This is a genomic window from Mucilaginibacter calamicampi, from assembly GCF_042676765.1.
Taxonomy (GTDB): Bacteria; Bacteroidota; Bacteroidia; order Sphingobacteriales; family Sphingobacteriaceae; genus Mucilaginibacter; species Mucilaginibacter calamicampi.
In genome coordinates this window covers 82,050-93,025 of record NZ_JBHTHU010000010.1, presented here as the reverse complement: position 1 = coordinate 93,025, position 10,976 = coordinate 82,050, and the positions used below count along the sequence as shown (strand labels likewise).

The 10,976-nt window shown below is 45.6% G+C and carries 8 protein-coding genes; 2 read left to right on the top strand and 6 right to left on the bottom strand.

Annotated elements, in window-relative coordinates:
* Positions 1-750 precede the first annotated feature (750 nt).
* Entirely contained in the window at positions 751-2,544 is a 1,794-nt protein-coding gene (locus ACFQZS_RS13265) for a tetratricopeptide repeat-containing sensor histidine kinase (RefSeq protein WP_377100992.1), read from the bottom strand.
* A 221-nt stretch (positions 2,545-2,765) separates the two neighbouring features.
* On the opposite strand from ACFQZS_RS13265, the gene ACFQZS_RS13260 reads away from it, so the two are divergent.
* Entirely contained in the window at positions 2,766-3,302 is a 537-nt protein-coding gene (locus ACFQZS_RS13260; RefSeq protein ID WP_377100990.1) for a hypothetical protein, read from the top strand.
* 19 nt (positions 3,303-3,321) lie between these two features.
* Complete coding sequence (locus ACFQZS_RS13255) at positions 3,322-4,281, top strand: D-2-hydroxyacid dehydrogenase (protein ID WP_377100988.1); 960 nt, start codon at positions 3,322-3,324, stop codon at positions 4,279-4,281.
* Positions 4,282-4,301: 20 nt separating this feature from the next.
* On the opposite strand, the gene ACFQZS_RS13250 is transcribed toward ACFQZS_RS13255, so the two are convergent.
* The 5 genes from ACFQZS_RS13250 to kdpB all read right to left on the bottom strand — a co-directional run bounded on the left by ACFQZS_RS13250 (position 4,302) and on the right by kdpB (position 10,973).
* Positions 4,302-6,059, bottom strand: a complete 1,758-nt coding sequence (locus ACFQZS_RS13250) for a HAMP domain-containing sensor histidine kinase (RefSeq protein ID WP_377100986.1) — start codon at positions 6,057-6,059, stop codon at positions 4,302-4,304.
* A complete protein-coding gene (locus ACFQZS_RS13245; protein WP_377100984.1) occupies positions 6,056-7,192 on the bottom strand; it encodes a sensor protein KdpD in 1,137 nt (378 codons plus the stop codon). The genes ACFQZS_RS13250 and ACFQZS_RS13245 overlap by 4 nt, the downstream gene beginning before the upstream one ends.
* A gap of 69 nt (positions 7,193-7,261) precedes the next feature.
* Positions 7,262-8,317 carry a porin gene (locus tag ACFQZS_RS13240; protein WP_377100982.1) on the bottom strand — a complete coding sequence of 352 codons (1,056 nt, stop codon included), beginning with the start codon at positions 8,315-8,317 and terminating at the stop codon, positions 7,262-7,264.
* A 63-nt stretch (positions 8,318-8,380) separates the two neighbouring features.
* Positions 8,381-8,938 (bottom strand): K(+)-transporting ATPase subunit C, encoded by a 558-nt coding sequence (locus ACFQZS_RS13235; protein ID WP_377100980.1) that lies wholly within the window; start codon positions 8,936-8,938, stop codon positions 8,381-8,383.
* Positions 8,939-8,945: 7 nt separating this feature from the next.
* Positions 8,946-10,973: a potassium-transporting ATPase subunit KdpB gene (gene kdpB, locus ACFQZS_RS13230; RefSeq protein ID WP_377100978.1), complete on the bottom strand. Its 2,028-nt coding sequence runs from the start codon at positions 10,971-10,973 to the stop codon at positions 8,946-8,948.
* Positions 10,974-10,976: the final 3 nt, after the last annotated feature.

Here is a 10,976-nt window from a genome sequence, read left to right as displayed (position 1 = left end):
CTGCGTGTGGGACAAGGTGAGACACAGCGGGACAAGCCATTTTAATAAACAGCTCATAATAAGTGGTTTGCAATAAAACTCCCCTCCCGCCTGGGACAAAGTGAGACTACTTATAAGTCAGGAAAATTAGCTGTGGAAATTGGTTAATAGCCTAATTATCAGTACTGCTCCCAAATTGCAAAATCTTGTCCCAAAGTGGGACAAAAATATTGAGCAGGATGGTGGTGATAAAAGCACGGCGAAGACACGCTTTGGCCGGCTGTTTAATGGTGAAGGAAGGGATAATATATGGCGGGCCTTATATACCCGCCATAAACAGCTTCTCAGCCATAAGGATTTCCATCTATAGCTTTAACCATGCTCTCTATTAAAGCATAGATATCAAAATAAGTACAATTAGTGTTGGGCTGTGATTTTAATTTTTTCATCTGTTATAAGGTTCAATTTTGCCGCTATTATTGGGTTTGGCTTTTCCCTATCCTGTTTTACCTAAGGCAGGCAACTTATAATGCATTAAAAGCAGCATTTGTTAACCTAATATAAAGGCAATAGCGGCATAATTCAAAATAAATTTATATCGCAGGTAGTTATTGGTGCGGAGATACTATTTTCCAGTTGCGGGACGCTTGCGGGAGCGTGGGCAAGTTAGATAGATCTATACTCCTGACAAACAACTTCCAATTCCAATCAAGTTCGGGATTGCTTCGTTCCTCGCAAAGACGTGTTGGTGAGTACAAGCAGGTTACGGAATTACCCTATAGGCACCTCAATCCCAATCATCGTCCCCTTTCCCTCTGCCGAGGCAATATCAACCCTGCCATGCAAATACGCCACGCGCGACTGTATGTTCTTTAAGCCCATGCCTTCAAAGTGGCTTTTATCGGTAGTGTTGAATCCGCGGCCGTTATCTTCAATGGTAACCCGTAGCTGGTTGCCCTGCCGAGTCAATATTATATCCAGCTTTGACGCCCGCGCGTGTTTTATCACATTGTTTACGCACTCCTGCACAATACGGTAAAGCACGGTTTCTACATCGTTGTTTAAGCGGGTTTCCATATTAACCCCCTGTAGGTTTATTTTTAAATTATGCGAGTCTATTTTATCTATAAAGTCGTTTATGGCGGTGTACAGGCCGAATTTTAATACGCTGCCGGGCATCATCTGGTGGGCTATCAGGCGTACTTCGCGGCAGCTTTCATCCACCATATCAAGCGTTTTGTTGCCCAGCGTTATCATTCCCTCATCGGTTAACTGTGCCCTGTCTAATAACCCGCTCAGGTTTAATTTTACAGCGCTAAAAAGTTGTCCAACGCCATCGTGCAGTTCAGATGCAATTCGTTTGCGCTCCTTTTCTTCGGCTTCTATTATACCTTTTGTAGCACGTGCCTGGTGTTCTATTTCGGCTTGTTGCAGTGCCGCCCTTTGTTTTAACTTGTTGCGCGTATAAAACTGAAAGCCAATAGCCAGCATCGCTACAAAAACTATGGCTATCACCATTATCGTCATATTGCGGCGTTGCAGTTCAAACTGCTGCTGTTGTATCAGTTTTTGCTTTTTCTCTGTTTCGTATTTAACGCTCAGTTCAGAGAGCTGTTTTGTGCTTTCCAGGTTAATAAATTTGTCTTTATGCTCGGCAAACTGCTGCTGATATTTGTAGGCATTCTTATAATCGCCCGCCTTGGCGGCGGCAACGGCCATGCTATCATAAGCGGTTTCAACAATTTCAAGGGCGTTTATTTCTTTAGCCAGGTCTATACTTTTTTGGCACCAGGCAATGGCGTTTTTGTAATCGTCCATTTCGCTGTATAAGGCCCCTATATTATTGTAGGTTGCCGCCATTATCCATTTATCGTTTAGTTTTACAGATAGCGCCAATGCCTTTAAATTATAATCCATTGAGGCCTTATAATCCTTTTTGAATTTATAGATAATGGCCAGGTTGCTTAATACCATTGATATTTTTGAGGCGATGTTCTTTTGCGTGTACACTGCGAGCGCATTTTTATAGGCAACTAATGCCTTATCATATTGCAGGCGTTGCTCGTACACTATTCCCTTATTGTTCTGGCAATCGGCCAGTAGTTCAGCTTCATTAACCAATGCAGCCAGTTTTTCAGCACTGTCATAATTACTTAAGGCCTCGTCAAACTTTTTCCATCCAACATACAGCGCGCCAATGTTTTTAAACACGTGGGCCAGTAATGTTTTGTCGCCAATTTTTTCGGCCATGGTTTGTGCCAGGTGGTAATGATTAAGGGCCGCCACATTCGCGCCCTTATCGGCATATAAACGCCCCAAACTTATCTGCGATTGGATATAAGCCTTATTGTTACCCTTTTGCCCGGCCGTATTTATAACTTCAGTAAATAAAGTGGTAGCGGTGTCAATATTTGATGCCTGCGCGTGCGCCTTAGCCAGTTGTAGTTTTAGTTCAAGGCTATCGGGATATTTTTTTAACGCCGTGCTTAGCTTATCAATATGATTCTGGGCGTGGGCACCTATTGCCAACGCGACAAATAATAGGATGAAAACTATTTTTCTCATTTAAAATAAGCGGTTGAAAAATTAGCTTGTAAAGGCGTTACAATAAGCCTAATGTACCGCTTATTAGTTTAATTGTAAATAGCCAAAACCAATGGTTTTAAGGATAACCTGTTTTGAACGCCCTCATGTACCAGGCCATCCTCAAATAAAAATTCCTCCCCCCAGCAAACATTTCAGATATATATACGATATTTATATACAACATCAACCCCTAAAGTACCATGAAGAATAATTACCGGCTTTTAGTAGTTATGGTGGCGTGCCTGTTGGCAGCATGCGGCACCATGCAAAGCATTGTACTGTCAACCATACCTTATACCACGCCATTAGCGGTTGCGGCATCGGCAAAAACGGGGCAAACGCTTACCAGCATTGGCACCGCCAGCAGCTTTGATAAGGTTATTTTTAAAAATGGCGAGAACGTTAACCGCATCAACGCGGTAAAAGTAATTTCGGCCGAGCTGAAGACCGTTCTGCCTGCCGATTTTGAATTGGGGCAACTAAGCTCAATAAAAATATACATGGTTACCGCTGATGAGAGCGACGCGGTGCTGGTAGCATCAAAGGAAAAAATTACTGCCGACGCGGGCGGAACCATCAAGCTTGATCTGAATAATTCCAGCTTTTTAGATCGTTTTATACGCCAGCCGGATATAAAGATAAAAATGATCTACACCCTGCGCAGCGCGGTTACTGCTGATGCCAACCTGTTAATGGTGATGAATTTTAGTGCCACGCCGGTAAGCGCCGGTAATTAATACCCTGCCAGGCATTACCATGAGGATAGTAGTATTGGATGGCCACACCCTAAACCCCGGCGATATTAGCTGGGATGGCCTAAAACAATTAGGCGATGTTGTGATATACGACAGAACGCCACCGCACGAGGTGTTAGCGCGTTCGCAAGGTGCCGAGGTGCTGTTATCTAACAAAACCCCCGTAACCGCGGCGGTTATTGAGCAATTACCCCAGTTAAAATACATTGGCTTACTGGCCACCGGCTATAATGTTATTGACGTAGACGCGGCAAAAAGACAGGGCATTGTTGTTGCTAACGCGCCGGGCTATGGCACGGCATCGGTAGTGCAGCAAACGTTTGCCTTACTGCTGGAGCTTACCCAACGCACGCAGCGGCATAGCGATTCTGTTATGGCAGGCGATTGGGCACGGTCGGCAGATTTTTGTTATTGGAACTACCCGTTGGTAGAGCTGGCCGGTAAAACAATGGGCATTATCGGGTTCGGGCATATTGGCCAAAAGGTGGGCGATGTAGCCGTGGCTTTCGGTATGAACATTATTGGCAACAGCCGCACGCGAACAGATCAAAACGCGCGTGCAAACTTCCGCTGGGCGGATATCCCCGAACTGCTGGAGCAGGCCGATATGGTAAGCATCCATTGCCCTTTATTCCCGGAAACGCAGGGGCTAATCAATGCCGAAAATTTAGCAAGGATGAAAAGCTCGGCCTACCTGATCAATACTTCCCGGGGACCCATTGTTAATGATCAGGATCTGGCTGATGCCCTTAATAACGGAACCATTGCGGGGGCCGGTATTGATGTACTATCTGCCGAGCCACCGCGGGCAGACAATCCTTTATTTAAAGCCAAAAACTGCATTATAACGCCACATATTGCCTGGGCAACCAAAGAGGCCCGGCTGCGCCTGATGGATATGGTAGTATATAACGTGGCCGCTTTTATTAAAGGCGAACCGGTTAACGTTGTAAATAAATAGCAATCTCTTAGCTGTTTATTTTATTCGGACGCGACAGGCAGGGAGAAACTGAATTTGCTGCCCTCTCCAATTTCGCTCTCTACCCATATGCGGCCGCTGTGTGCTTCTATAAAATCTTTAGAGATAGCCAGCCCCAAACCCGATCCTGATTTTTTTGTGCCATCAGTAGGTACCTGGAAATAGCGATCAAAAAGCCGCTGCTGATACTGTTTATCAATGCCGTTACCAAAGTCTTTTACCGAAAACTCAACCGCGCCATTGTTCTCCATAACTTGTATAACAATGCGGGATTTAGCCGGACTGTATCTAAGCGCATTGGATAAAAAGTTGATGAGCACCCAGGCCGTTTTTTCTGTATCTGCCATTACTTTAGGCAATTTATTTGCGCTGAGCAACTCAAGTCTCACCTCCTTTTGTTCTGCCTGAAAACGCACCGCATCCAGCGCGTAATTAACTATCACTTCGGGCTGCGCAGCGTTAAACTGTAATTTAAGATTGCCGGTTTCCACGCTAGACAGGTCAAGTAATTCGCTGGTTATTTTAAGCAGGCGGTCGCTATCTTCTTTTATATGGTGTATAAGCGAGGATTGTTCGGCATTCATTACCCCCACGCGCTCATCGCTCAGCAATTTAAGGCTCATTTTAATAGACGATATGGGAGTTTTCAACTCGTGCGATACCGTAGCAATGAAGTTGGTTTTAGCCGTATCCAACTCTTTAAACTGCGTAATGTTGCGCAAAATAAATACCTTACCTGCCGGGCTGGCAGAGTGGGTAACTGCTGTTTCTTCGTTACTTTGTATTTGTGGTACCAAAATTTCACGGCTATCCAGCTGGAAGTAGGAATCCTTACCGTCGGCATAGATCTTAAGCTGTTTATTGTTGCTTCCGTTATCCATTATATTACGCAACAGATCATTGGTTTTAGCCAGATCAAGCGCGCTGCGCCCAACGTATTGCTGCCCGCTGATGTTGAGTATATGTTCTGCCGAAGCGTTTAAGAAAAGTATTTGTTGCTTTTCGTTTAAGCCGATAATGGCATCCTGCATCTGCCCAATAATGGCTTCAATGCGTAGTTTTTCAGATTTTAGTGTAGCCAGGTTGCTATTTTCCCAATCATTCAGTCTTCGCACCATCTCATTAAAGGCATCTGCCAGTTCGGCAAACTCATCGTTGCTTTTAAATTCAAGCCGTTGCTTATAGTTTTTTTGGCTGATCTCGCGTATACCTTGCGATAGCTGCCGCAGTGGGTTGGCCACAAAGCCCGGAAAGTTTACGCTGAACGAAAACAAGATGAGGAAGGTCATGCCACCGGTAAGCCCAAGCAGCAGGGCCGCGTTTTTTACAGAGTTTTGTGCCGCGTCGTTCTTACGCACAATGGCCTGCATGTTAATATCGTCAATGTTTTGCAGATGAGCGCGCACGCCACGTTCTGCAGCCGGGCGGGTGGGAGCGATAGCAGAAGACTGAATTAGCGATAAGAAAGATTGCTTTAACGCTGTCAGCTCTGCTTGTTCGCCCTTTTCTGTAATGTTGTTTTCTTCTTTTTTAAGCTGAACATCAAAAGCAGTTAAAGCTTTTTTATCTAAGGGCAAACTGTGCCCGTCTAAAATTTTTCGCATATCGCGGGTATAGCGCAAGCTTTCATAGTTGTCTTTCAGCACAACCTCTGCACTTTTAGATATCTCGTTGATATAAAACATAGAGAGCGCACCAAAAAAAAGCACAACTGCAAACAGAAAGCCGAAGCCCAGCCGGAGTTTGGTTTTTATTTTCATGATAGTATAACTAAATCAGTTTCGGTAGTAGCAATTTTGGTTAGTAACTGGTTAAAAATGGTGGTACGTAGTATAAGTTGAAAAAGGTTTACATGCGGCTTGCCAATGCATATCGTGGTTATCTCCCGTTCTTCGGCTATACGCATTATGGTTTGGGTTATCATGTCGCTTTTTATTTTCAATACTTCGGCACCCAGTTCAGTTGCCAGCTTAAAGTTATTGATAAGATGCCGTTGTTTATCTAATTTGATCTTGTCCAAACTTTCATGGCTGCTTTGCACATACAAAACTATCCATGGCGATCGGTAATAAGAGGCCAGACGGGCAGTTTTACGTATTACCACCTTTGCCGTGTCATGGTTAGATGATATGCAGGCCAGGAAGCGTTCGGGCCGCAGTTTGATCTGTTTGGGTACTTCAATTTCTATCTTCCGTTCCAAATGGTGCGCCACTTCCTTAAGCGCCAGCTCCCGCAGTTGTAATATCTTTTCACTGCGAAAGAAATTGCGCAGGGCAAGTTCTACCTTGCTTTTATCATAGATCTTGCCATCGCGCAGGCGTGCGATCAGTTCATCGGCGGTAAGGTCAATATTTACTATTTCATCAGCCAGTTCCAGTATTTTGTCGGGTATACGCTCGGTAATTGGTGTGCCGGTAATGCCTTCTACTTCTTCATTCAGACTCTCCAGGTGTTGAATATTTACAGCAGTTATTACGCTGATACCGGCATCCAGTATATCTACTACATCCTGCCAGCGTTTGATGTTTTTGCTGCCTTCAATATTGGTATGGGCCAGTTCATCAACTACCACCACTTCCGGGTGGCGGCTCAACACAGCCTGCACATCCATTTCATCCAGTTCTTTGCCTTTGTAAAATATCTTTCTCCGCGGTATTAAAGGCAGCCCACCCAGCAAGGCATGTGTTTCTGCACGCATGTGCGTTTCAATATAGCCTATCTGTATATCAATGCCGTTCCTTAAAAGGGCGTGCGCCTCCTGCAGCATACGGTAGCTTTTACCCACACCGGCACTCATGCCAATGTATACCTTAAGCTTGCCGCGCCGGGAGCGTTTTACCAGCTCAATAAAGTCTTTTACCGACTCGTCTTTATGTTCTTGTTTTACCGACATATTAAACAATTAGTCACAGGCCCTACAGTACAGACGGCCTGTGACAGATATAAGCATTAACTAATTTACCTAAAACGCGTACACTGCGGCTAATAATGCCTGCGCCGCTGATCTTGTATTTCCTCCGTTATTTTTTATGAACTGACTTGTTGAGCCATTATCCAGCCGCACTTCGGGCATAAGTGTTAATGGGCCCGACTTAATATTAGCGGTTAGCGTAAATGATGTTACAGATTCACCGGCAATGGGCCCCGCAGGTTGGAACGCGCCTTTTTTAGTGCGGAAGTATTCTGCCCGCAAACCCAGCGCTACCGCTTTTGAAACAGCTATTTGAGGATAAAGTGCCGCGCCATCAAAACCTCCGCCGCCCAACTCATGCGATGCAGAGAAGGTGGCAGCATTCAGCCCCAGCTTAAACGCGTTTGTTACCTGGTAGTTGGTAGTCAGATCTACTATAGTGCCTGACAGCGGACCCGTAAGCAGGTTCACATAGGCGCTCCATCCATCCACGGGGCTTACCATTAGTTGCGCGCCAAAAGTATTGATGCGGCCGCTTGATTGATAGTAATTCCAGGTATCATTAAAAATGCCTGCCATTAAGCTAACCTTGTTGCTGAAAGAGTAAGTGGCCTTAACACCCGCGTTTTGAAACGGGCCGTTGGTAAAGAGATGCGATGTAGAGTAATTGAAGTTCCCTGCAGGAGAGATCACTTCATAGCCCAGAAATGTAGCCATGTAACCACCTGTAACATTCAGTTTTTCCGTAAGATCATAGCTTACATAGAGGTTCTGTATATGATAAGATTGGCCTCCGCTATTATTGGGTATTGACTGTACCTGCCCGCGCGGACCGAAAGAAAGCTCGCCCACAAAGGACGCTTTATTCACTTTCTTTTTTAAGGCAAGATCCACCATGCCAATGGAAAACGAATTTTGATCGCTTGCAAAGCTGGTGGGTATATTTGAACTACCAGCCGCATTTCTAAATCCGGAAAAATCATATTTATAGTAGGCATCCACAGAACCTGAGATTAATAAGGGACTCGTTTCGGATTTAACGGTATCCTGCGCGCGGGCAGCAATCGCACAACCAATAATGGCGGCGTTTAATAGTATTTTTTTCATTTTGAATAAATTTTAGTAATCACAGCAGCGTCGCTGCTGTGATTTAGGTGTGGTGTCCGGTCGTTATTTTTTTAGTTCGTTCAGCGCAATATTTAGTTTCAGCACATTTACGTGCGCAGGGCCTAAAACTGGCTTGTCAGTATGGCTTGCCACCAATGCAGCCACCTTTTCTTCATCAAGGTGGTTATCTGCCGCCACGCGTTTAACCTGTATTTTTGCGCCCTCTACTGATATATCCGGATCAAGGCCACTGCCCGAAGCGGTTACCATATCGGCAGGGATATCTGTCCGTTTTAAATAAGGATGATATTTTAATAAGGTATCCACGCGGTCACTTACCTGTTTCAGATAATCTGGGTTAGTGGGGCCTTTATTGGAGCCTGCCGAACCGGCCGCATTATAATCTACTGCCGATGGGCGGCCCCAGAAATAGCTGGGTTTATCGAATTTTTGGCCAAGTGCGGCATAGCCAACCACCTTGCCGTTTACACTGACGGTTTCGCCATCGCCTTTTCCTTTGGCTAATTTGCCTACTGCCGAGATCAACAGCGGATAGATAACACACAGCAACACGGTTAGCACAACGGTTAAGCGTATTGCGGGTAATAAGTACTTTTTCATTTTGATATTAGATAAATAGTCCAACTAAAACATCGATCAATTTGATGCCGATGAATGGCGCGATCACACCACCCAAACCATAAATCAACAGGTTACGGCGCAGCAAAGCGCTTGCGCCGATAGGCTTATATTCTACACCTTTAAGGGCCAGTGGTATAAGCAGCGGTATAATAATGGCATTGAAGATCACGGCCGACAGGATGGCGCTCTCCGGGCTGTACAAGCCCATTATATTAAGGTGCTGCAAGGCAGGAATTGAGGCTATGAACAAAGCCGGAACAATGGCAAAGTATTTAGCCACATCGTTAGCAATAGAGAACGTTGTAAGCGTGCCACGGGTGATGAGCAATTGCTTACCGATCTCAACTATTTCTATCAGCTTGGTGGGGTCGTTATCCAGATCAACCATGTTGCCGGCCTCTTTTGCTGCCTGGGTGCCGCTGTTCATGGCCACACCCACGTCTGCCTGGGCCAATGCCGGGGCGTCGTTTGTGCCGTCGCCCATCATTGCTACCAGTTTACCGCTGTTTTGCTCCAGTTTAATGTAGTTCATTTTATCCTCGGGCTTTGCCTCCGCTATAAAATCATCCACACCTGCTTTTTCGGCAATGTATTTTGCAGTAAGCGGGTTATCGCCTGTAACCATAACCGTTTTTACGCCCATTTTACGCAGGCGCTCAAAACGCTCTGCTATGCCGGGTTTTATAATGTCCTGCAGTTCTATTACGCCCATTATCTCATTGTTTTTGGCTACCACCAGCGGAGTGCCGCCGTTTGATGCAATGGCCTTTACGCGCTCCTCAACATCATGCGGCACTTGTTTACCGGCGCGTTGGGCCATATTGCGTATAGAATCAAAAGCGCCTTTACGTATGGCCTGTCCATCCGGTGTATCAATACCGCTTGAGCGGGTTTCGGCAGTGAATTTTACAAACTGCGCACCAAGCGGTGTTTTAGGAAGCTTGATCTGCGCAGCTGCCAGCTCAAGAATGGATTTACCCTCGGGTGTTTCATCGGCAAGTGATGATAATACTGCCGCCACTACTAATTCATCAACAGAAACACCGGTTGTGGGCCAAAAATGAGTGGCTTTACGATTACCGATGGTGATGGTGCCGGTTTTGTCAAGCAGTAAAACATCAATATCGCCGGCTGTTTCTACCGCTTTGCCGGATTTGGTGATGACATTGGCACGCAGCGCCCTGTCCATACCTGCTATACCAATGGCAGAGAGTAAGCCACCAATGGTAGTAGGTATCAAGCAAACAAATAATGATATCAATGCCGCTATAGTGATGGGCGTGTTGGCATAATCAGCAAATGGTTTCAGTGTTACGCAAACTATAATAAAGATGAGCGTAAAACTTGCCAGCAAGATGGTCAACGCTATCTCGTTAGGTGTTTTTTGACGGGATGCGCCTTCTACCAAAGCGATCATTTTATCAAGGAAGCTTTCGCCCGGCTCAGTGGTTACCTGTACTTTGATCTTATCAGACAGTACTTTGGTGCCGCCCGTTACCGATGATTTATCACCACCCGCCTCGCGGATCACCGGTGCTGATTCTCCTGTGATAGCTGATTCATCAATGGTGGCCAAACCTTCAATTATCTCACCATCTGTCGGGATGGTATCACCGGGCTCGCACACAAACACGTCGCCTTTACGTAGCTCGTTAGATGATTTTGTGATCACCGCGCCATTAGCTGCCATCACCTTTGCCGGTGTTTCTTCGCGGGTTTTGCGCAGGCTATCGGCCTGTGCTTTTCCTCGTGCTTCGGCAATTGCTTCTGCAAAGTTGGCAAACAGCACGGTTAGCAATAGGATAAGAAATATCAGAAAGTTATAGATGAAGGAGCCCTGGTCTTTATGGGTAAGGCTGTAGAAGCTGACGTAAGCCATAATGACCGTGCCTATCTCTACAGTAAACATTACCGGGTTGCGCAACATTACGCGCGGGTTCAGCTTGATGAACGACTCTTTAAGCGCGGTTTGCACCAAGGCCGGTTCAAATAATTTATTAGATTGATTTTTCATTTC